Source organism: Salinivibrio sp. PR5 (genome assembly GCF_001996085.1).
Classification (GTDB): domain Bacteria; phylum Pseudomonadota; class Gammaproteobacteria; order Enterobacterales; family Vibrionaceae; genus Salinivibrio; species Salinivibrio proteolyticus.
The window spans coordinates 52,949-74,714 of record NZ_MUFK01000011.1; the positions used below are offsets into that span (position 1 = coordinate 52,949).

19 protein-coding genes and 1 rRNA gene are annotated in these 21,766 nt (G+C 49.9%); 14 read left to right on the forward strand and 6 right to left on the reverse strand.

Translation table 11 applies throughout. The features are described 5' to 3' along the window. Positions 1-15 precede the first annotated feature (15 nt). The 11 genes from bamA to BZG82_RS06475 all read left to right on the forward strand — a co-directional run bounded on the left by bamA (position 16) and on the right by BZG82_RS06475 (position 14,533). A complete protein-coding gene (bamA, locus tag BZG82_RS06425; protein WP_077765430.1) occupies positions 16-2,454 on the forward strand; it encodes an outer membrane protein assembly factor BamA in 2,439 nt (812 codons plus the stop codon). 20 nt (positions 2,455-2,474) lie between these two features. Beyond that, positions 2,475-2,984, forward strand: coding sequence for an OmpH family outer membrane protein (locus BZG82_RS06430; protein ID WP_069588615.1), 510 nt, complete (start codon positions 2,475-2,477; stop codon positions 2,982-2,984). 18 nt (positions 2,985-3,002) lie between these two features. Then, positions 3,003-4,028, forward strand: coding sequence for a UDP-3-O-(3-hydroxymyristoyl)glucosamine N-acyltransferase (gene lpxD / locus BZG82_RS06435; protein ID WP_077765431.1), 1,026 nt, complete (start codon positions 3,003-3,005; stop codon positions 4,026-4,028). 84 nt (positions 4,029-4,112) lie between these two features. After that, the gene (gene fabZ / locus BZG82_RS06440) at positions 4,113-4,565 is read left to right on the forward strand and encodes a 3-hydroxyacyl-ACP dehydratase FabZ (protein WP_069588651.1); all 453 of its coding nucleotides are present in this window, start codon (positions 4,113-4,115) and stop codon (positions 4,563-4,565) included. Positions 4,566-4,567: 2 nt separating this feature from the next. Further along, complete coding sequence (gene lpxA / locus BZG82_RS06445; protein ID WP_077765432.1) at positions 4,568-5,356, forward strand: acyl-ACP--UDP-N-acetylglucosamine O-acyltransferase; 789 nt, start codon at positions 4,568-4,570, stop codon at positions 5,354-5,356. Continuing rightward, positions 5,356-6,513 (forward strand): lipid-A-disaccharide synthase, encoded by a 1,158-nt coding sequence (gene lpxB, locus BZG82_RS06450; protein WP_077480447.1) that lies wholly within the window; start codon positions 5,356-5,358, stop codon positions 6,511-6,513. Before lpxA ends, lpxB begins: the two co-directional genes overlap by 1 nt. Then, positions 6,503-7,102 (forward strand): ribonuclease HII, encoded by a 600-nt coding sequence (gene rnhB, locus BZG82_RS06455; protein ID WP_077480448.1) that lies wholly within the window; start codon positions 6,503-6,505, stop codon positions 7,100-7,102. Before lpxB ends, rnhB begins: the two co-directional genes overlap by 11 nt. Before the next feature lie 46 nt (positions 7,103-7,148). Continuing rightward, positions 7,149-10,628, forward strand: a complete 3,480-nt coding sequence (dnaE, locus tag BZG82_RS06460) for a DNA polymerase III subunit alpha (protein ID WP_077663044.1) — start codon at positions 7,149-7,151, stop codon at positions 10,626-10,628. A 55-nt stretch (positions 10,629-10,683) separates the two neighbouring features. Then, positions 10,684-11,643 carry an acetyl-CoA carboxylase carboxyl transferase subunit alpha gene (accA, locus tag BZG82_RS06465; protein ID WP_069588627.1) on the forward strand — a complete coding sequence of 320 codons (960 nt, stop codon included), beginning with the start codon at positions 10,684-10,686 and terminating at the stop codon, positions 11,641-11,643. A 100-nt stretch (positions 11,644-11,743) separates the two neighbouring features. Next, positions 11,744-13,060, forward strand: coding sequence for a tRNA lysidine(34) synthetase TilS (tilS, locus tag BZG82_RS06470; protein ID WP_077765433.1), 1,317 nt, complete (start codon positions 11,744-11,746; stop codon positions 13,058-13,060). 123 nt (positions 13,061-13,183) lie between these two features. After that, positions 13,184-14,533 (forward strand): sodium-dependent transporter, encoded by a 1,350-nt coding sequence (locus tag BZG82_RS06475; RefSeq protein ID WP_069588629.1) that lies wholly within the window; start codon positions 13,184-13,186, stop codon positions 14,531-14,533. Positions 14,534-14,609: 76 nt separating this feature from the next. On the opposite strand, the gene BZG82_RS06480 is transcribed toward BZG82_RS06475, so the two are convergent. From BZG82_RS06480 to BZG82_RS06495, 4 genes are all read right to left on the reverse strand, one after another. Next, on the reverse strand, positions 14,610-14,798 hold the full coding sequence (locus BZG82_RS06480) for a DUF4250 domain-containing protein (protein WP_069588631.1): 189 nt from the start codon (positions 14,796-14,798) through the stop codon (positions 14,610-14,612). A 1-nt stretch (position 14,799) separates the two neighbouring features. Next, positions 14,800-15,003, reverse strand: a complete 204-nt coding sequence (locus BZG82_RS06485) for a YaeP family protein (protein ID WP_077480452.1) — start codon at positions 15,001-15,003, stop codon at positions 14,800-14,802. A 61-nt stretch (positions 15,004-15,064) separates the two neighbouring features. Then, positions 15,065-15,919, reverse strand: coding sequence for a GGDEF domain-containing protein (locus tag BZG82_RS06490; RefSeq protein WP_069588634.1), 855 nt, complete (start codon positions 15,917-15,919; stop codon positions 15,065-15,067). A 118-nt stretch (positions 15,920-16,037) separates the two neighbouring features. Next, the gene (locus BZG82_RS06495; protein WP_077480453.1) at positions 16,038-17,168 is read right to left on the reverse strand and encodes a patatin-like phospholipase family protein; all 1,131 of its coding nucleotides are present in this window, start codon (positions 17,166-17,168) and stop codon (positions 16,038-16,040) included. A gap of 169 nt (positions 17,169-17,337) precedes the next feature. On the opposite strand from BZG82_RS06495, the gene BZG82_RS06500 reads away from it, so the two are divergent. Next, complete coding sequence (locus BZG82_RS06500) at positions 17,338-17,949, forward strand: superoxide dismutase (protein WP_077480454.1); 612 nt, start codon at positions 17,338-17,340, stop codon at positions 17,947-17,949. A 46-nt stretch (positions 17,950-17,995) separates the two neighbouring features. Here the strand turns inward: BZG82_RS06500 and BZG82_RS06505 are convergent, their stop codons facing one another. Continuing rightward, positions 17,996-19,711, reverse strand: a complete 1,716-nt coding sequence (locus BZG82_RS06505; RefSeq protein ID WP_077765434.1) for a proline--tRNA ligase — start codon at positions 19,709-19,711, stop codon at positions 17,996-17,998. A 46-nt stretch (positions 19,712-19,757) separates the two neighbouring features. Then, a complete protein-coding gene (gene tsaA, locus BZG82_RS06510) occupies positions 19,758-20,483 on the reverse strand; it encodes a tRNA (N6-threonylcarbamoyladenosine(37)-N6)-methyltransferase TrmO (protein WP_077765436.1) in 726 nt (241 codons plus the stop codon). A gap of 124 nt (positions 20,484-20,607) precedes the next feature. On the opposite strand from tsaA, the gene gmhB reads away from it, so the two are divergent. Both gmhB and BZG82_RS06520 read left to right on the forward strand, forming a co-directional pair. After that, positions 20,608-21,156: a D-glycero-beta-D-manno-heptose 1,7-bisphosphate 7-phosphatase gene (gene gmhB / locus BZG82_RS06515; protein WP_077765435.1), complete on the forward strand. Its 549-nt coding sequence runs from the start codon at positions 20,608-20,610 to the stop codon at positions 21,154-21,156. Positions 21,157-21,615: 459 nt separating this feature from the next. Continuing rightward, a 16S ribosomal RNA gene (locus tag BZG82_RS06520) occupies positions 21,616-21,766 on the forward strand; the annotation flags it as partial.

Sequence of the window (21,766 nt, forward strand, 5' to 3'; positions counted from 1 at the left end):
ATAAGTCAGAAGCACATGGCGATGAAAAAACTATTAATAGCGTCTCTTTTAGTCAGTAGCAGTGTGGCGCACGCGGATACATTCCAAGTCAGCGATATCCGTTTTGAGGGCCTACAGCGAGTCAGTTTAGGGGCCGCATTGCTCTCCATGCCGGTGCGTGTTGGAGACAAGGTGGATGATGGCGATGTCGCGGATGTCATCAATGCTCTGTTTGCGTCGGGTAACTTTGAGGATGTGCGGGTTTATCGTGATGATGATGCACTCTTAGTGAAAGTGATCGAACGCCCAACCATTGCCAGCATTTCGTTTTCAGGCAACAAAGCCATCAAAGAAGAGCAACTGAAAGAAAACCTGACCGCATCAGGGTTGCGTGTAGGTGAGGCGTTAGACCGCACCAAGCTCAGCAAGATTGAAAAAGGCTTAGAAGATTTCTACTACAGCGTGGGAAAATACAGTGCATCGGTGAAAGCCGTGGTCACACCCTTACCACGTAACCGTGCGGATCTGAAATTTGTCTTCACCGAAGGTGTTTCTGCAAAAATCGAGCAGATTAACTTTGTGGGCAACCAAGTCTTCAGTGATGAAGAGCTGCGCGATAATTTCGACTTGCGTGTTGATGTTCCTTGGTGGAACTTCTTGGCTAACGAGAAATACCAAAAGCAAGTGCTCGCGGGTGACTTGGAAAAGCTACGCAGCTACTACCTAAATCGCGGCTATTTGAAGTTTCGCGTTGAGTCGACTCAAGTGGCGATTTCTCCGGATAAAAAAGGTGTATACATCACGTTAAATGTTAACGAAGGTAAGCCCTATCAAGTGGCGGATCTAAGCTTCCGTGGCGACCCTGAGAATGAGGAGATCTACCGCTCGCTAGTGAACTTTACCCGAGGTGATACCTATAACGGGGACAAGGTCACTGCGTTGGAAGAGGCGATTAAACGCCACCTCGGTGAAACCGGCTTTGCCTACCCGAAAGTGAGTACCTTGCCGACGTTTGATGATGAGAATCAGCAAGTGTCGCTGACGGTCAACGTTGAGCCGGGCAAACGTATTTATGTCCGAAACATTCGCTTTACCGGTAATACCACCACCAAGGATGAAGTGCTGCGCCGTGAGATGCGTCAACTTGAAGGCACTTGGCTTAATGCTAAAGCCGTGAGTCGTGGTAAAGAGCGTCTCAACCGAACCGGTTTTTTCCAAAGTGCTGAAGTAGACACCACGCGGGTTCCTGGGACCGACGATCAGGTTGATGTGAACTACAAAGTCAAAGAAGCCAACTCGGGCAGCATCAACTTTGGTATCGGCTATGGCACCGAGTCAGGCGCAAGCTTACAGCTCGGCTTACAGCAAGATAACTTTGCTGGTACGGGTAATCGCTTTGGTATTAATGCCATGGTTAACGATTACCGTAAGAACCTGACGCTTGAGTATCGAGACCCTTATTTTACCCTCGATGGTGTTAGCCTCGGGGGCAAGGTGTTCTATAACGAGTTTGAGGCGCGAGATGCGAACATCGTCGAGTACACAAATAAAAGTTATGGGTCGAAACTGACGTGGGGCTTTTGGACCGATGAACTGAACTCAATTGATTTTGGGTTGGGCTATACCCACAACAAAATTGAAAACATCGGTAAATATTACCAAATTGACAAGTTTATGGAGCGTCACAAGGATCATCAAACTAGCAATGGTGGTTTGGAAGTTGATGACTTTGATTTATCCGTTTCATGGACCCGTAATAACCTCAACCGTGGTTATTTCCCTACGGCAGGTAACTATCAGCGAGCTTCTTACCGAATGACAGTGCCGGGCTCTGACGTCCAGTATTTTAAAATGCAATATGATATCCGTCAGTATGTGCCGTTAACTCAAGAGCATGAGTTCACGCTGTTGATGCGCGGTCGCCTTGGCTATGGCAATGGCTATGGCCAAATTAATGGCCAAGATCATATGTTGCCGTTTTATGAAAACTACTACGCGGGTGGTTTCTCGACCTTGCGTGGTTTCCGCTCGAACACTGTTGGACCCAAAGCCATTTACAAAGACAAAGAAAGTGGCGGTTCTGTTCAGCCGGACGGAGATAAAGAGTATAGCGAAGGTAGCTATGGTTCGAGTGATGCAGTGGGTGGTAACGCCATCGCACAAGGTAGCTTAGAGCTGATTGTGCCCACTCCGTTTGCCTCTGACGAAGCGCGTCAGCAAATTCGTACCAGTGTCTTTGTGGACGCTGCCTCAGTGTGGGACACCGAGTTTGACAGTAGTGAACTGGTAGCAAATGGTTATCCCGCTGGCACGAAAGATTACTCAGATCCATCCAATATCAGTGCCTCTTACGGGGTAGCCCTACAGTGGATGTCACCGATGGCACCTTTGGTGTTTTCAATTGCAAAACCTATTACAAGCCAGCCTGGCGATGATGAAGAGTTCTTTACCTTCACTATCGGGCGCACATTCTGATCATCAGAAAGGAGACTATTGTGAAATCATTTTTGAAAGCAGCGGGACTTAGTGTCGCAATTCTGACCACGTCCATGTACGCATCAGCGGCTGATGCTGCACAGAAAGTGGGCTACGTATCGACTGGGGCGGTGATGTCTCAGCTGGCTCAAAAAAACAACCTAAACGAAAAACTGCGTGCTGAATTCAAAGACCGTGTAGCGGAAATTGAGCGCATGAAAGAAAAGCTCTCAGAAGGGGTTGAAAAGCTGAAACGCAACGGCGAGCTGATGAGCGAAGATGAGCGCATCAAACTGCAGCGTGAACTCCAATCGATGGAGTCGGACTACAAATTAAAAGTAAAAGCGTTACAGGAAGATCAACGCAAGCGTGGTGGCCAAGAAGAGTCTAAACTGGTCAAAAAGCTAAAAACCGCCATCGATCAAGTGGCTGAGCAAGAGGGTTACGATATTGTATTGGATGCCAATGCCATCTTGTACGCTAACCCAGGCGACGATCTCTCTGAAAAAGTCATTAATGCAGTAAAATAACAAACAATCGAGGAGCCCATGGTTTCGATTACTCTCGCTGAATTAGCGGAAAAACTGGACGCTCAGCTCCACGGAGACGGTGCTGTAACAATAACCTCGCTAGCAGGGATGAATTCAGCGAGAGAAGGGCAAATCACCTTCTTATCAAGCCCGAAATACCGCAAACACTTGGCGCAGTGCCGTGCCAGTGCGGTGATGTTAAAAGAAGCGGACGTGTCATACTGCCAAGGCAATGCCTTGGTGGTTGCTGACCCTTATGTGGCTTATGCCAAAGTGGCCCAAATTTTAGATACCACACCTGCCTGTGCCACTGACATTGCGCCGACTGCGGTAGTTGCCCAAGATGCCATTCTGGGTGAAGGCGTGGCGATTGGTCCTAACGCGGTGGTCGAGTCCGGAACCTTAATTGGTGATGGCGTGCAGATTGGTGCGGGCTGTTTTGTCGGCAAAGGCGCCAAACTGGGTGCACGAACCAAACTTTGGGCCAATGTCACCATTTACCATGATGTGGTTTTGGGTGAGGACTGCTTGGTACAGGCGGGAACCGTAATCGGCGCGGATGGCTTTGGCTACGCGAATGAAAAAGGTAAGTGGATTAAGATCCCGCAGCTAGGTCGTGTTGTGATTGGTGATCGGGTCGAAATTGGTGCGTGTACGACCATTGACCGTGGTGCATTGGACGATACCTGCATTGCTGATGGCGTGATTATCGACAACCAGTGTCAGATTGCGCATAATGTATCGATCGGCGAAAACACGGCAGTGGCTGGTGCAACTGTGATGGCAGGCAGCCTAAAAGTAGGTAAGCACTGCATCATTGGTGGCGCCAGTGTGTTTAATGGCCATATGGAAATCACAGACAACGTTACCATCACAGGTATGGCGATGGTAATGCGACCGATTACTGAGCCGGGCATGTACTCGTCCGGCATTCCGTTACAGCCCAACCGCGAGTGGCGGAAAACAGCCGCGCGTGTGCTCAAGATTGACGAGATGCACAAGCGGCTAAAAGAGCTCGAAAAACAGCTCGATAACCAAGCTTAACGCAACTGATTGCAGGCCCGCCTCAAAAACGCGGGCCGTTTTGCGTTAAAGAAGTCAGTATTGGATTTGAACGGGAATACTACCTTGACTCGCGAAAACAAAGTGTTACACATCAACGAAATCAAAGAGCTGCTACCACATCGCTATCCGTTTTTGTTGATTGATCGCGTTACCGATTATGAAGAAGGTCAATACCTTCACGCGATAAAAAACATTACCGTGAATGAGCCTCAATTTACCGGCCACTTTCCTCAGTTGCCTGTGTTTCCTGGTGTATTGATCCTTGAATCAATGGCTCAAGCCACTGGCTTGTTGGCATTTAAGACATTCGGGAAGCCAAAAGACAACGAGCTATACTATTTTGCAAGCGTTGATAACGCGAAATTCCGCCGTCCTGTCACACCGGGAGACCAACTGGTCCTCGAGGTGGAGTTTATTAAAGAGCGCCGAGGAATTGCTGCCTTTACTGGAGTAGCGAAAGTAGACGGAGACGTTGTCTGCTCGGCGGAACTGAAGTGCGCAAGAAGAGAGATCTAATTGTGATCCACGAAACTGCCTATATCCACCCGACCGCCGTTGTAGAAGACGGGGTGACATTGGGAGAAAACGTTAAGATTGGCGCATTTTCTTATATCGGAGAAGGTGTTGAGATTGGTGCGGGTACCGAAGTCATGACCCATGTCGTGATTAAAGGGCCTACGCGTATCGGCCAAGATAACCGCATCTATCAATTCGCATCGATCGGTGAAGCGTGCCAAGACCTGAAATATGCGGGTGAGCCCACGACGCTAGAAATTGGCGATCGCAACACCATTCGTGAAAGTGTCACCATGCACCGTGGTACGGTACAAGACAAAGGTGAGACTAAAGTTGGCAATGATAACCTATTCATGATCAACGCCCACGTGGCACACGATTGTGTGATCGGAAATCACTGTATTTTTGCCAACAATGCGACCCTGGCCGGTCATGTACATATCGACGATTACGTCATTGTGGGCGGCATGTCTGCGATTCACCAATTCTGTGTGGTGGGTAGCCATGCGATGTTAGGTGGCGGTTCTATTGTGGTCCAAGATGTACCACCCTATGTGATGGCTCAGGGTAATCATTGCGCGCCTTTCGGTATTAACGTGGAAGGTTTGAAGCGTCGCGGATTCGAGAAAGCCTCGATTCGTGCGATTCGTGCGGTTTACAAGAACATGTATCGTTCCGGTAAAACCCTTGATGAGGTCAAACAGGCGTTGGCTAGTCAGGTCGAGGACGATCCTGCCTTGGCCCTTTTTGTTGACTTCTTTGAACGTTCAACACGAGGCATCATTCGTTAATGTTGCCCAGCGAACGTCCATTACGAGTGGGAATTGTCGCCGGAGAAATCTCCGGCGATGTTTTAGGTGAAGGCCTTATCAAGGCAATTAAGGCCCAATACGGCAATGTTGAATTTGTCGGTATTGGTGGGCCGCGCATGATTGCGCAAGGCTGCCAGAGCCTATTTGATATGGAAGAGCTTGCTGTAATGGGGCTGGTTGAAGTGCTCGGCCGTTTGCCCCGTTTGCTGAAGGTGAAAGCGAGCCTCGTCAAATACTTCACTACCCATCCCCCCGATGTGTTTATCGGTATTGATGCGCCTGATTTCAACTTACGTCTCGAAGCATCGTTAAAACAGGCCGGCATTAAAACGGTTCACTATGTCAGTCCCTCGGTCTGGGCATGGCGTCAAAAGCGTATTTTTAAAATTGCGGCCGCGACCGATCTTGTCTTGGCGTTTTTACCCTTCGAAAAAGCGTTTTACGATAAGTTCAACGTGCCCTGCGCGTTTGTCGGCCACACTATGGCCGATAGCATTCCCATGCAAGTCGATCAGCGCGAAGCACAACAAGCGTTGGGGCTGGATACCAACAAACGTTGGTTAGCCGTCTTGCCGGGAAGTCGTGGGAGTGAGATGGCAATGTTGGCGCCGCCATTTTTGCAAACCTGCCAGCGTCTTTCACAGCAGTATCCTGATCTCGGCTTTGTGGTCGCCTTGGTGAATGACGCACGCCGCGCACAATTCGAGCAGGCGTGGCAAACCCATGCGCCGGAATTGTCATTTACCTTGGTGAATGATACGGCAAGACAAGTGATCAGTGCTTCTGATGCGGTGTTGCTGGCCTCTGGTACCGTTGCCCTTGAGTGTATGTTACTGAAGCGTCCCATGGTTGTAGGCTATAAAGTGAAGCCTTTGACTGCGTGGCTAGCACGGCGTTTGCTCAAAACGCGCTATGTGTCTTTGCCCAATATCCTCGCCGATGCCCCTTTGGTGCCCGAGTTATTGCAAGAAGAGTGCGAGCCTGAGGCGCTGGCAGCAGCTGTTTCACGGATGTTGGATGGCGATAACCAAGCCTTGCTTGAGACTTTTACACAGCTGCATCAAACCATTCGTAAAGATGCGGATGCCTCTGCAGCCTCCGCAGTATTAGAGTTAGTAAAAAATCATGACAGATGAGGCATTTGTATACCCTGACGCACGCTTGATTGCTGGCGTGGATGAAGTTGGGCGAGGTCCTTTGGTGGGCGCGGTTGTCACGGCGGCTGTTATCCTCGATCCGAATCAACCGATTGAAGGGCTCACCGATTCAAAAAAGCTGAGTGAGAAAAAACGTCTCGCGTTGTACGATGAAATCAAAGCCAAAGCCTTGGCATGGTCGGTAGGGCGCGCAGAGCCCGAAGAAATTGATCGCTTAAATATTCTTCAGGCCACCATGGTCGCGATGCAACGCGCCATTGCAGGCCTAGCCGTTACTCCCGATTACGCATTGATTGATGGTAATCGTGTTCCCTCGCTCCCGATGCCGGCGCAAGCGGTGGTGAAAGGCGACTTGCGCGTCGCCGAGATCAGTGCGGCGTCGATCTTGGCGAAAGTAGACCGTGATAGAGAAATGGCTGAGTTGGACATCGCCTATCCGGCCTATGGATTTGCCCAGCATAAAGGCTATCCTACCAAGGCGCATATGGCCGCATTGAGTGAGCATGGCGCTTTACCAATGCACAGAAAAAGCTTTAAACCGGTTAAACGCGCCCTTGGTTTAGCGTAAGTGACGGCGCTTTATCATTTCCAATCCCTAGATAGTAACGAGTTTTATGTCTGAGCCACGTTTCGTCCATTTACGTATTCACAGTGATTTCTCCATGGTCGATGGGTTGTCCAAAGTCCCGCCACTGGTTAAGAAAGTGGCCGAAATGGGCATGCCTGCGATGGCCTTGACAGACTTTAGCAACCTGTGTGGGTTGGTAAAGTTCTATAACACCGCGAATAATGTGGGTGTGAAACCTATCATTGGTGCCGATTTTAAGGTGCAGTCGGAAGCGTTTGGCGATGAATTATGCCAGCTGACCCTTCTTGCCGCGGATAAAGCGGGGTATAAAAACCTCACTTTACTGATTTCCAAAGCTTACTTGCGCGGCCATGTTCAACATACGCCAGTGATCGACCAAGAGTGGCTGGTAGAACACGCTGACGGGTTGATTGTATTATCTGGCGGTTGCCGAGGAGACTTGGGCAAAGCCTTACTGAAAGGCAATAAAGCGCTTGCTGAAGAGTGCGCCCGTTTTTATCAAGCCCATTTTCCCAATGCTTACTACATGGAGCTCGTTCGCACCGGGCGTCAGGATGAAGAAGTGTACCTACACTTTGCGGTCGACTTTGCCACCGAGCACGACCTGCCTGTGGTGGCGACGAACGAAGTGTGCTTTATCTCGCCCGACGAGTTTGACGCCCACGAGATCCGCGTGGCCATCCACGATGGTTATACGTTAGACGACCCACGTCGCCCGAAAAACTACAGTGCCGAGCAATATCTGCGCACCGAGCAAGAGATGTGCGATCTCTTTGCGGATATCCCAGAAGCATTGGCAAATAGCGTGGAAATTGCCAAGCGCTGTAATGTGCCGGTCAGACTTAATGAATACTTCCTGCCGAACTTCCCAACCGAAGGGATGGAGATTGATCAGTACTTGGTCAAACGCTCCAAAGAAGGCCTAGAAGAGCGACTGGCGTTTCTCTTCCCTGATGAGAAAGAGCGCGCCCTCAAGCGACCTGAATACGACGAGCGCCTTGACCGTGAACTCGGCGTGATTAACCAAATGGGCTTCCCTGGTTACTTTTTGATCGTGATGGAGTTTATCCAATGGTCAAAAGATAACGATATTCCGGTGGGACCCGGACGGGGTTCAGGAGCCGGCTCCTTGGTTGCGTACGCCCTTAAAATCACTGATTTGGATCCGCTAGAGTTCGATCTGCTTTTTGAGCGTTTCTTGAACCCAGAGCGGGTTTCCATGCCCGATTTCGATGTCGACTTTTGCATGGATAAGCGTGATTTGGTGATCGACCACGTGGCCGAAATGTACGGCCGGGATGCGGTATCCCAGATCATTACTTTCGGTACTATGGCGGCCAAAGCGGTGATCCGAGACGTGGGTCGTGTATTGGGTCACCCCTATGGCTTTGTTGACCGTATTTCTAAATTGGTGCCGCCCGACCCGGGAATGACGCTGGCAAAGGCGTTTGAAGCTGAACCGCAGTTGGTTGAGGTTTACAACGCAGACGAAGAAGTTAAAGCGTTGATCGACATGGCCCGCATGCTCGAAGGGGTGACACGTAACGCGGGCAAGCACGCGGGCGGGGTGGTGATTTCACCGACGACGATTACGGACTTTGCACCGCTATATTGTGACAGTGAAGGGCACCACCCTGTCACCCAGTTTGATAAAAACGATGTTGAAACGGCCGGTCTTGTGAAGTTTGACTTCTTGGGGCTGCGGACGCTGACCATTATCGACTGGGCGCTGGGAATGATTAACCCTCGCTTACAAGCGCAAGGCAAAGATCCTATCGATATCGCGGCGATTCCTATGGCCGACCAAGCATCATTCGAGATGCTACGTAAGGCAGAGACGACTGCTGTGTTCCAGCTGGAATCGCGGGGCATGAAAGAGCTGATCAAGCGTCTTCAACCAGACTGTTTTGAAGACATGATCGCACTGGTGGCTCTGTTCCGCCCAGGCCCATTGCAATCAGGGATGGTGGATAACTTTATCGACCGTAAACACGGACGAGAACAAGTCTCTTATCCCGATGAGAAATGGCAACATGAGTCACTGAAAGAGACCCTTGAGCCGACCTACGGCATCATCTTGTATCAAGAGCAGGTGATGCAAATTGCCCAGATCTTAGCCGGGTATACGCTAGGCGGCGCCGATTTGCTGCGTCGTGCGATGGGTAAGAAAAAACCCGAAGAAATGGCCAAGCAGCGCGACATCTTTGAAAAAGGCGCGATCGCAAACGGCATTGATGGCGAACTTGCCATGCGTATCTTCGACTTGGTGGAAAAGTTTGCCGGTTATGGTTTCAACAAATCACACTCCGCCGCTTATGCCTTGGTCTCTTATCAAACACTGTGGTTAAAGGCGCATTATCCGGCTGAATTCATGGCCGCCGTTATGACCGCGGATATGGATAACACCGATAAAGTTGTCGGACTGGTGGAAGAGTGCCGTCGCATGAAACTAACGGTGCTCCCCCCAGATGTGAACGCGGGTTTGCACCGCTTTACCGTCAATGACAAAGGGGAGATTGTCTACGGTATTGGCGCGATTAAAGGGGTGGGTGAAGGACCGATCGACAATATTGTTGCGGCGCGAGAGCAAGATGGCTACTTCCGTGACTTATTTGATTTCTGTGCGCGCATTGATACCAAAAAAGTCAATAAGCGTGTGATTGAACGCTTGATTCGCGCAGGCGCCATGGATAGGCTTGGCCCTCATCGTGCGGCAATGATGGCATCACTCGATGACGCTATTCGCGCGGCCAGTCAGCATCATCAAGCCGAGTCTTACGGACAAACGGATATGTTTGGTGTCCTCACGGATGCCCCGGAAGAGGTCGAGCACGCCTATGCGAATGTGGCACCTTGGCCAGATAAAGTGTGGCTGGAAGGGGAGCGAGAAACCCTAGGGCTGTATTTGACCGGCCATCCCATCAATAGCTATCGTAAAGAGCTTAAACACTATGTGACATGGCGATTGGAAGACGCGCATGCCACTAAGCGTGACGTGGTGTCTACGGTCGCCGGTCTTGTGATTGCGGCGCGTGTCATGACCACCAAGCGCGGTTCACGTCTTGGGATCTTAACCCTCGATGATCGCTCGGGCCGTATGGAAGTGATGCTTTTTTCTGACGTACTCGACAAATATCTCGATCTGGTGGAGAAAGACAGAATTCTGGTGGTCTCAGGACAGGTCAGCTTTGATGACTTCAATGGTGGGCTTAAAATGACGGCCCGTGAAATCATGGACATCAGTCAAGCGCGAGAAAAATATGCGCGCTGTTTGGGCATCTCTATCATGGAAGAACAAATTGATGCCCCGTTTTTTGAACGGTTTCATGATACGTTGGCACCGTACCGCTCAGGGACTGTGCCAGTGAATCTTTATTACCAGCGCCGTGATGCACGGGCGCGGTTACGTTTAGGGGCGGAGTGGCGAATTACCCCCGCGGATGAACTGATCGATAATTTAAAAGGCTTGCTTGGCGACGAGCAGGTCGAATTAGAGTTTAACTAAGCTTAGCTGGTGACGCATCGCGTACACCGGCGGTGACCAATAGGATTCTCTTGGTATGAGTCTTAACTTTTTAGAATTCGAACAACCGATCGCAGAGCTAGAAGCTAAAATTGAAGCCCTTCGCGCTGTCTCCAAGCGTGGCGGAGAAGATGCGGTTAATCTTGATAAGGAAATTGAACAACTGGAAACCAAGAGTCTTGAGCTTACGCGCAAGATCTTTGGTGATTTAGGGGCATGGCAAGTGGCACAACTGGCGCGCCACCCTCAACGTCCTTACACCTATGATTATGTCGATCTTATCTTTCACGAGTTTGATGAGCTGGCGGGCGATCGCGCCTATGCGGATGACAAAGCCCTAGTAGGCGGTATTGCGCGCTTAGAAGGGCGTCCAGTGATGGTCATCGGTCACCAAAAAGGCCGTGATACCAACGAGAAGGTAAAGCGTAATTTTGGTATGCCAAAGCCTGAAGGATATCGCAAAGCATTACGTTTAATGAAAATGGCAGAGCGATTCAACATGCCGGTGATCACTTTTATTGATACTGCTGGTGCTTACCCTGGCGTGGGGGCAGAAGAGCGTGGTCAGTCAGAAGCCATTGCACGTAACTTGAAGGAAATGGCGGGCCTGACTGTGCCGGTGATCTGTAATGTGGTTGGTGAAGGCGGCTCAGGCGGTGCCTTGGCGATCGGTGTTGGTGACTACGTCAATATGCTCCAGTATTCAACATACTCAGTGATTTCGCCCGAAGGCTGCGCCTCTATTTTGTGGCGTGATTCGGCCAAAGCACCACAAGCGGCAGACGCAATGGGGATGACTGCGCCACGCTTGAAAGAGCTGGGCTTGATTGATGCTGTGATTGAAGAGCCTCTAGGTGGTGCGCATCGCGATATGAAAGCGACGGCACAAAGCATTAAACAAACCTTGATTAGCCAGCTCGCGGATTTGGAAGCATTGGATACTGAAAGCCTACGCGACCGCCGATATCAGCGTTTGCTCAGTTATGGGTACTGCTAATTGCCACTCGACAATCGAGCACGATGAAAGGGCCTAATGGCCCTTTTCTTTTTGCTACGCGCCAGCAACAATAGGCGCAGACTCACAATGACAGATGCTTATGCTCACCCAATACCTGACAGACACGCTGGCGCCGCTAACGGCTCAGCCACGACAAATTCTTTTAGCCCTGAGTGGGGGATTAGACTCTCGGGTACTGCTGGATCTATTGGCCAGTTATCGCGACCAGCATCCGCAGCATGACTATTCCGTGTGTCATGTTCATCATGGTTTGCAGGCCGATGCCGATAAGTGGGCGACACAATGTCAGGTTTGGGCGGAGCAAGCGGGTTTTTCCTTCATCCTAAAACACGTCACTCTCGACCCTGAGTTAAGCACAGAGCATGCAGCTAGAGAGGCACGCTATCAAGCCTTTCAAGAGTTACTCCAACCCCATGGACTCGTTCTTACCGCGCAACACAGCGATGATCAAATCGAGACCTTCTTTTTGGCATTGAAGCGAGGAAGTGGTCTGGAAGGATTGGCGGGAATGCCCACTGTGAGAAAACTCGGCAAAGGGCTCTTAGTCCGTCCTTTGTTGGCAGCGTCGCGGGCGCAATTGCATCACTACGCGCGTCAAAAAGGGTTGGCATGGGTGGAAGACCCGAGCAACCAAGATACACACTTTGATCGTAATTTTATCCGTCAACAATGGCTCCCAGAAGCTGACGCGCGTTGGCCGGGGTTTCGCACTGCCGTGCAACGCACGCAGCAATTATGCCAAGAGCAAGCGGCGCTCTTAGCAACATTTATCGCCCCTTTGGTCGAAAACGCCATCGATACGGACAACAGTTTGTCTTTGGCACATCTCCCTCTTGCGGATCTTGCTCTGTGCCGAGCGATGTTACGACATTGGTTGAAGTACCATGATCTGATTTTAACTCAGGCCCAGCTTAATACGCTGATCCAGGATGTGGTGCAGGCAAGAGTGGATGCTAACCCGCAACTGTCGGTTGATGGAAAGACCATTCGTCGTTATCAGCAGCGTTTGTATCTTATTGCAGACTCTGCGGATGTCACTGCATGGCAAGGTAAACTGACGCCACAATCGCCACTATATTTGCCGGATGGGCTCGGGCGCTTGGTGCTTCTTCCTTATACAGAGCGCGCGCAAGGATTGGCATTAGGTTCTCTGCCACAATCTTGGCTATCGGTGCAGTTTAATCCCAGCGGGTTAAGCGCCCATCCTGCCGGGCGGCAAGGCCGTCGTAAACTCAAGAAGCTTTATCAAGAATACGGTATTCCAAGTTGGCAGCGGCGTCGCTTGCCAATCCTTTGCGACGAGCGTGGTGTAATCGCCGTGGCGGATTGCTTTGTCAGTCAAGCAGCGGTCGGGAAGGTATGGCGTTTAGTCTGGGAGCGGGAAAACACTGCTTAACTTATCCCTTACCCGCCAATTATCCGCCTGCTCATAAAACCACCAGTCAGATAAACGACACTTGCTAAATTTGTCCGAATTACTTAATGTACTAGTCCAATGATACATTGAGGTAAAGAAGTAATGGCATCGAGTCGTGAATTATTTGGCACCCGAATAGGCTTTGTCCTTGCTGCAGCCGGCGCGGCTGTGGGACTAGGCAATATTTGGGGGTTCCCAACGCAGGCGGCGAGCAATGGGGGCGGCGCATTTTTATTAGTCTACTTACTGATGATCTTACTCGTTGCTTTTCCTATGTTGGTCGTGGAAATGGCGATTGGTCGTCATGGCCGCGCTAACCCGTTGGACAGTATGCGTGCGCTGAGTGATAACCCTCTCCTGAAGCGTTTTGGCAGTGGCGTGGGGCTGATTGGCTTGGCTGTACCTTGTATGGTTTTGGCGTTTTACAGCATTGTAGGCGGATGGTTAGTCTCTTTTTTATTGGCTGCAGTGGCAGACATTTTCCAGTTTTCAGACGCATCCGCTTGGTTAAAAGGCTTCTCAGCATCACGTAATCTCTTTGGGGCGGTGGTGTTTTATGTGCTCACCATTGTGATCGTACAGGCGGGGGTTAAGCAGGGGATTGAGCGTTGGTCAACCCGTCTCATGCCCGCGCTGTTTGTCCTCTTTGCTGCGATGTTTGTCTATATCATGACGCTACCCGGCGCGACAGAAGGCTTAAAGCACTACCTGATCCCCGACTTTAGCAAAGTGATGGACAAAGATTTGCTATTAGCAGCCATGGGACAGGGCTTTTTCTCTCTGACCATAGGCGGGTGCTCCATGTTGATTTATGGCTCGTACCTTAGCCACAAAGAAAACCTGCCGAAAATGGCACTGAGTGTCACTTTGGTCGATACCGCAGTGGCGGTAATTGCCGGACTAGTGGTATTGCCAGCGATGTTTGTTGCCATGCATCAAGGCGTTGAGATTTACGCGCAAGACGGCAGTTTGCTCAGTGCCGATACCTTGGTGTTTACTGTGTTGCCTTTATTATTTGAAAGTTTAGGCGCGGCAGGCCCGTATGTGTCTCTCGTCTTCTTTTTGCTGATGACCATCGCGGCACTGACATCCTCGATTTCTATGCTGGAGTGTCCTGTAGCGCTGGCCAGTGAGCGCTTGGGCTCAAGCCGAAAAATCACCAGCTGGGTGTTAGGGGGTGTGATTGCGCTCTGCAGTGCGGTGATTGTGTTTAACTTCGGTGCGCTATTTGGCTTAGTTGCGAAGGTGGCGACCCAATATTTCCAACCTTTTGCGGCGCTCCTTTTCTGCCTATTTGGTGGTTGGATTTGGTCGCGTGATCGTAAGCTAGCGGCATTGCGCGAAGGTTATGATGATATTGAGCAGAGTCTGTTCTGGAAAATCTGGCCTGTGTATGTGAAGTTTGTTTGTCCTGTGTTGGTTGCCACAGTGTTGTGGGTCTCACTTGGCTAAAGGCGAATGATGGCACGAAAAAAAGCGGACATTAGTCCGCTTTTTTATTGCTGTTTAACAGACAAGGCGAGATGAGTTAACGGAACTGTTTGGCGTCTTCTAAATACGTAAAGCCAGCATCCGCTAAGCGCGCACACAAGGTCTCGCGGTCGATATCATAGTAACGCACCAAGTCCTCTAAACTGGCAAACTCATCACGTAGCTTCATGTTAATAATGCTCATGAGCATGACAGGATCCATCGAGGCATAGTTTTTCAAATCCATCTTAATCCTCGTGATCGCTAATCAATAAATTGGCAGCAGCAAATGCGGCTTGTTCACGACGAGCTGGCGAAACACTCTCGTCACTCGCGATATCATTTAATGCTTTCAGCGCGCAGCTGATAGCTGCAGGAATGTAGCCTTGTTCGCCACTGCCAATCTCGGCATAGCGCTGGCGGATGAGTTCACAGCAATCTGCAACTTTCATAATGGATCTCCTCAATAGTACTGCACGCACTATAGCGAAAGGAGAGCCGTCGAGGAAAGGGTTAGCGAGCGCGTTTTTGGCGATACATGCTCTGATCGGCACGCTCATAAAGTGAAACGCTGTTATCGCCTTTACGATATTGGGCATAACCAACCGACGCGCTGATATCGTGCGCGCTGAGTAATCGGTCATTGGTGACCAGATGTTTGACTCTATGGGTGACATTGGCGACTGAATCATCACCGGCGGGCTGTAGCAACACCGCGAATTCGTCACCGCCTAAGCGATAACAGCGGTCGCTACCACGCACGGCCTCTTTGACCAGCAGCGAAAAACGACGAAGCACTTTATCACCGTCTAGGTGGCCATAGTTATCATTGACTTGTTTAAAGTTATCCATATCGAACATCATCATGACCAAGCCAATATTTTGCCGCTCACAAACGGCAACCGCGTGCTGCAAATCCTGCTCAAAGCTGGTTCGGTTGTGCAGTCCGGTTAATCCATCCAGCAGTGCCATGTTCTTTACACGGGTATATTCAACCGCATTGGTCAGCGGACCGGCAAGCAACTTATGGTAGGTGTGTAATAGGCTAATTTCATCCGGATCAAGTTTATACGGAGTGGAGTACTGCAGCACCCCTAATGGTTGCTTATTAAATTTAATCGCGAAGGTTTGGCGGAAAGTATGTTGCTCACCCCGACGGATAATGTTTGAGATTTCGTCGTGCTCCCAAATGATACGACCAATATCAATCTGCTTTTCTACCTCTCGAGCATACACCTCAAACAATACCTTGATATCGAGGTGTCCTTGCAGTTTTTGTAGCAACAACAAACGCTGATCAGCACCCAGCGGAACTTTACGCGGGGCGATGCCAGAGTGTGTGAATTGCTTTAAATGCGAGGCAGTCATTAATAATCAACAGCTATCTGATTTGTGGGTCATGCTGAATAAGCAGAATCCATGCCAGCCTATTATCAAGGCGAAGAGACGTCGTTTGGCTGCGATCTATCTCGTTCTTTTTGGATGACTATTCTATCAACAAGGAGAGGATTTGGGATCTGTGATTCTGTGCGTCTTGGTAGCCGATGTCAATTAACTGGCGAAGATATGCCGGCTCGAACAATAAATAACTGGCAAAGGTGGCATCTTGTGAGGCATTGATGCCTAAAAACCTTAACAGGGCGCGTGCGGCAAAGGGCATATGACGGTAAAACCGCTTGGCCACGGGCTCGAAAGGGACCGATGGACGCAGGTGTAAGACATTCACTTTTCTTAATCCTAGCTGGTGGCGCTGCGCGTCGTTCAGGGCAAGGTGAATTTGGTTCATGCGCTGCAAGTTTTCTAAATCGGCAGACAAGGTATCAGCAAATATTGCGTTCATCAGGTGACCACCCAGCATGGCGAGCCCTGGCGCTGACGGGTCGATATTACCGGCAGTGCGAATACCTGTGGTTAAATCCAAAATGAGGATCCGTTCCGCACCCATTTTAATCGCCGGTCGCAAAGGGGCGATTTGGTGAATCGCACCATCCCCATAAAACTCATGGCCAATGCGTGAAGCAGGGAATACAAAGGGAATGGCTGAAGAGGCCAGTAAATGCTCTGTCGAGAGTTGACTGCGTCGGCCGACAGCCCTTGCCCGCTCCCACGGCAAAATACTGGTATCGCCTTGAAAAAAACTGACTGATTGGCCGGTTTGATAGTTGGAAGCGGTCACTGATAGGCCATGAAGGTGCCCGGACAGTAACTGATAGTTTAACTTATTAAAATTAATGGTTTGATTAAGCAATTCACGCAATGGGCGATTATTTAACAGGCCAAAAGGTGAAGTGGGTTGATAGCGTGACTGAAAGCGTTGTCCTGTTTGGCTAGCGAGGTGACTTAACAAGCCAATAGGCTGACTGGCAAAAATACGCGACGTATCGAGCCGATGCCATAGCCATGACAACTTTTTGACACCCAGTCGAAAAGATGACGCATAGCTAGCCAGAGACACCGCATTGATTGCGCCGGCAGATGTGCCGGAATATATCGTAAATGGACTGGTATGAACGCGAGGATACCATTCAGCAATGGCAGCCAGCACACCGACTTGATAGGCCGCACGTGCACCACCACCAGTCAGAACGAGAGCGATTTTAGGCTTGTGTGTAGGCATATAACCGACGACGTTAAAAGGCTAACAGCTTGATTATAGTTACTTCACGCGCCCTGTTGCACGTTGGTCATCACAACATCCGTTTCTTTTTCACTACAGATAATGAGGTTGAAAATCATTATCAATTCGATCTATGGTGAGGAGGTCAATTAATCGATGGAGTGACAAGATGACTTATTCGTTTCCAGATTTACCTTATGCCTATGATGCTCTCGAACCGCATATTGATGAGGCGACCATGCGCATTCATCACCAGCGTCACCACAAAACCTATTTCGATAAATTCGTGGCCGCGATAAAAGAGACAGACCGCGATGGTGAGCCGGTTGAGGATTTGTTTCGAGATATCTCGTCGCTGCCAGCAGCAATTCGTAATCATGGGGGCGGATATTATAACCACCTGATTTACTGGCAATCGATGACGCCGAATCCTAAGCCTGCGCCAGAAGGCGCACTCTACGATGCGATTATCGAGACCTTCGGCTCACTTGATGCATTTAAAGAGGTTTTTAGTCAGGCGGCAATTGGTCAGTTTGGTTCAGGTTTTGCGTGGCTGGTGGTGAAAGAGGATGGCCAGCTTGCGATCACCTCAACGGCTAATCAAGACAATCCATTGATGGATATTGCAGAGGTCAAAGGTGAACCGATTTTAGGGTGTGATGTCTGGGAACACGCTTATTATCTTAACTACCAGAACAAACGCCCTGACTACGTGAACGCGTGGTGGAAGGTGGTGAATTGGTCATTTGCCGAAAAAGCCTATCAGCAAGCGATCGGTTAAAAAAATGCCCCGCAACGCGGGGCATTCACTCATTACACGATAAGGCTTAAGCCAGTTTTGCTTGGATAAACGACAAGGCGTCGTCGATAGCGAACGGCACTTTCTCACCGTCGCGGCGATGCTTATATTCAAACACGCCATTATCCATGCTGCGCTCACCGATTACGATGGTATGCGGTACACCGACTAGCTCAATGTCTGAGAACATTACCCCGGGACGTTCTTTACGATCATCAAAGAGTACCTCGATACCGGCAGCTGTCAGATCAGCGTAAAGCTTTTCAGCCGCTTCGCGGACACGCTCAGACTTGTGCATATTCATCGGCACAATCGCAACGGTAAACGGTGCAATCGCGTCTGGCCAAATGATGCCATTTTCATCATGGTTTTGTTCAATCGCAGCGGCAACTACACGTGTCACACCAATACCATAACAGCCCATTTCTAGGGTTGTATTTTTGCCATCTTGGCCGAGGACGCCTGCGCCCATTTTTTCCGAGTAGTTGTTACCCAACTGGAAAATATGGCCAACTTCAATACCGCGCTTAAACATCAAGGTGCCTTTGCCACATGGGCTAGGATCGCCTTCAACCACATTACGCAAATCGGCAACTTGGCCAAGTTCAACGTCACGGCCCCAGTTGATGCCAAAGTAGTGTTTGTCGTCAATGTTGGCACCGGCGCCGAAATCATTCATTACCGCGACGCTGCGATCGACAATAAATGGCGCAGGAAGATTGACCGGACCTAATGAACCGGGACCGGCACCGACCAAGGCGCGAATTTCTTCTTCTGTCGCAAAGGTTAATGGCGCCGCAACTTCAGGAAGGTTTTCTGCCTTCACTTCGTTGAGTTCATGATCGCCGCGGATAATCAGCGCGATCAGGTCGGCGTCTACTTCATCAGAGGCCTTAACAAACAGGGTCTTGACGGTTTTTTCGATCGGCAACTTAAATTGCTCAACCAACTCGGCAATGGTTTTTGCATTTGGCGTGTCGACCAATTCCATCGCTTGGGTTGGCGCCTCAGCCTGATCTTTATTAGCGAGTGCTTCTGCCTTTTCGATGTTGGCGGCGTAATCGGACTCGGTGGAGAAAGCAATCAGATCCTCCCCGCTACCTGCGAGCACGTGGAACTCATGTGACGCTGAGCCACCAATCGCCCCGGTGTCTGCCAGTACCGCGCGGTAATCAAGACCCATGCGATCGAAAATGGCGCAGTAAGCAGCACGCATTTTCTCGTAGCTTTGCTCCATACCCGCTTTATCGATATCAAAGCTATATGCATCTTTCATGATAAATTCACGTGAACGCATCACGCCAAAACGCGGACGCACTTCATCACGGAATTTGGTTTGAATCTGATACAGATTGATCGGCAGTTGCTTATACGAGTTAATCTCGTTGCGCACCAAGTTAGTAATCACTTCTTCATGCGTGGGTCCAAGTACAAAGGGACGTTCGTGACGATCCGCGATGCGAAGCAGTTCTGGACCAAACTTTTCCCAGCGTCCTGTTTCTTGCCATAGATCTGCAGGCTGTACCACTGGCATAAGCGTCTCGACAGCGCCTGACTTGTTCATTTCTTCCCGTACGATGCGCTCAACTTTTTGTAGCACTCGTACACCGGTCGGCAGCCAAGTGTATAGACCTGAAGCAAGTTTACGAATCATACCTGCGCGCAGCATCAGCTGGTGGCTGACAATTTCTGCGTCGCTAGGGGTTTCTTTCAAAGTAGAAAGCAGATATTGACTGGTACGCATTTAAAGTTATCCGTTGATATTAGCGATCAATAATAAGTAGGGCATATTAACAGCGCGGGGGTGTTTCGACAAAAGCTTCTATGGCCTCAACGTGAATCTGGTCGTCAGACACCATGAAACGCACATTGAAATCGAACAGGTGGACGGCATAGTGCTTAGCATCTGGCTTGCCCTTTTTATAGGCAGGGCGAGGGTCTTGTGCGAGCACCTCTTCAATCACTTGGCGTTGGTATGTGCCCTCAGGATGTTGAGAGAGTGTCGCGAGGGCGGGGTTGGAAAAATGCACCGGCATCAAGTCAGGCTTTTGCTGAGCAAACCCGCCCTGAGCAGTATCAAGACAATCAGAGTAGGGGATATAAGGTTTGATATCGATAATTGGCGTTCGATTGACAAGGTCGCACCCCCGTACGACTAACCGGACTTGGCCCGGAGTAGACTCAACGCGAACCAGCTCTACCGCCGACATGCCGATACCATTGGGACGAAAGGTTGCACGACTGGCAAAGACGCCGACTCGCTCGTTTCCACCCAAACGCGGGGGACGAACTGTCGGGGACCAACCTTTATCTAAATTACGATCGAACAAGAATAGTAACCAAAGGTGGGAAAACTGCTCAATGCCTCTTACTGCATCAAGCTGATTCGCCTCACCGAGCAATTCAATATATGCCAAGGCACTGGGTGCTAGGCCCGGTTGTCGCGGCACAGCAAACTTTTCTTTAAACGGAGAAATCAAGGTGCCAACAGGAGAGATAGAGAAAGTATCTTGCATAGGGTGAAGTTCGGTTAATAGACGCACGCTAATCTTAACACGCGAGTTTCATTGAGTATGCAAAGATGCAAGCAACCACGCAGCATGTCATAATTATCGCCTAACACTGAATGAGGAATTGTGAGTGAGTTTTCCCGCTGTTTTTATTGATCGCGATGGTGTGGTCAATGTCGACCACGGCTATGTGGCGGATATCGATAATTTTGAGTATATCGAAGGAGTGTTCGACGCATGCCGCGCCCTAAAAGAAAGAGGGTATCTATTAGTGCTGGTGACCAACCAAGCCGGTATCGCCCGTGGTTATTACTCTGAGCAAGACTTTTTGCAGCTGACGGAATGGATGGATTGGAACTTTGCCGACAAGGGCGTGGACTTTGACGGTATTTATTACTGCCCACATCATGCCAGTGAAGGGGTCGGTGAGTATCGGATTGATTGCGATTGTCGCAAACCCAAGCCGGGTATGTTGATTGACGCTCAGCAAGATCTCGATATTGATATGTCACGCTCGGTGATGGTCGGTGATAAAGCCGATGACATGAGGGCTGCACAAGCTGCCGGTGTGACTACCCGTATTCTCGTGAGATCAGGAAAGCCTGTGACCGAGGAAGGCGAATCGTTAGCAACCTGCGTGGTGGATTCCATCGCAGATGTCCCAAGTGCATTGAGCTAATTCACACGAGCCTATCAGAATCACACTTTTGCACCTTTTTGGTGATAATTTGTTCTAACGGTTAATTTCGTTGAAAAAAAGACTTGCGACTTAAATTTATCACCCTATAATTCGCTCCTCGTTGGCACGGCAAACCGCGCTAACAAACGGCAGCAAAGCCAAGTAAACAAAAAGCTTGACTCACTGCCTCGGTGGCGTAAAATGCCACTCCCGCTCAAGATTGAGCGACGCTCTTTAACAATTTGACCTATGCAATCTGTGTGGGCACTCGTTGAGAATAGACAAAAAGATTTATTCGATGAACTGAGTGACCAATTCATGTTGGTACAGCCTTGAGCTGTCTTGATTTCACTTTTTTAAAAGTGGATGCCAACAGGAGCACAGTCAATTCGTTTTTCTCTTTGGAGAGAAGCAGTAATCAGTATTCATTGAGCTGAAACTTCGGTTTCGAAAAAACTTTAATTGAAGAGTTTGATCATGGCTCAGATTGAACGCTGGCGGCAGGCCTAACACATGCAAGTCGAGCGGAAACGGCAGTATTGAAGCTTCGGTGGATTTACTGGACGTCGAGCGGCGGACGGGTGAGTAACGGCTGGGAACCTGCCCTGAC

Coding starts and splice junctions, on each gene's coding strand:
- tsaA (WP_077765436.1), bottom strand. CDS start 20,483: ATGCAAGATACTTTCTCTATCTCTCCTGTTGGCACCTTGATTTCTCCG.
- BZG82_RS06495 (WP_077480453.1), bottom strand. CDS start 17,168: ATGCCTACACACAAGCCTAAAATCGCTCTCGTTCTGACTGGTGGTGGT.
- BZG82_RS06505 (WP_077765434.1), bottom strand. CDS start 19,711: ATGCGTACCAGTCAATATCTGCTTTCTACTTTGAAAGAAACCCCTAGC.
- rnhB (WP_077480448.1), top strand. CDS start 6,503: ATGACAGATGAGGCATTTGTATACCCTGACGCACGCTTGATTGCTGGC.
- lpxD (WP_077765431.1), top strand. CDS start 3,003: ATGGTTTCGATTACTCTCGCTGAATTAGCGGAAAAACTGGACGCTCAG.
- accA (WP_069588627.1), top strand. CDS start 10,684: ATGAGTCTTAACTTTTTAGAATTCGAACAACCGATCGCAGAGCTAGAA.
- tilS (WP_077765433.1), top strand. CDS start 11,744: ATGCTCACCCAATACCTGACAGACACGCTGGCGCCGCTAACGGCTCAG.
- BZG82_RS06485 (WP_077480452.1), bottom strand. CDS start 15,003: ATGAAAGTTGCAGATTGCTGTGAACTCATCCGCCAGCGCTATGCCGAG.
- BZG82_RS06500 (WP_077480454.1), top strand. CDS start 17,338: ATGACTTATTCGTTTCCAGATTTACCTTATGCCTATGATGCTCTCGAA.
- BZG82_RS06475 (WP_069588629.1), top strand. CDS start 13,184: ATGGCATCGAGTCGTGAATTATTTGGCACCCGAATAGGCTTTGTCCTT.
- BZG82_RS06490 (WP_069588634.1), bottom strand. CDS start 15,919: ATGACTGCCTCGCATTTAAAGCAATTCACACACTCTGGCATCGCCCCG.
- BZG82_RS06480 (WP_069588631.1), bottom strand. CDS start 14,798: ATGGATTTGAAAAACTATGCCTCGATGGATCCTGTCATGCTCATGAGC.
- bamA (WP_077765430.1), top strand. CDS start 16: ATGGCGATGAAAAAACTATTAATAGCGTCTCTTTTAGTCAGTAGCAGT.
- lpxB (WP_077480447.1), top strand. CDS start 5,356: ATGTTGCCCAGCGAACGTCCATTACGAGTGGGAATTGTCGCCGGAGAA.
- dnaE (WP_077663044.1), top strand. CDS start 7,149: ATGTCTGAGCCACGTTTCGTCCATTTACGTATTCACAGTGATTTCTCC.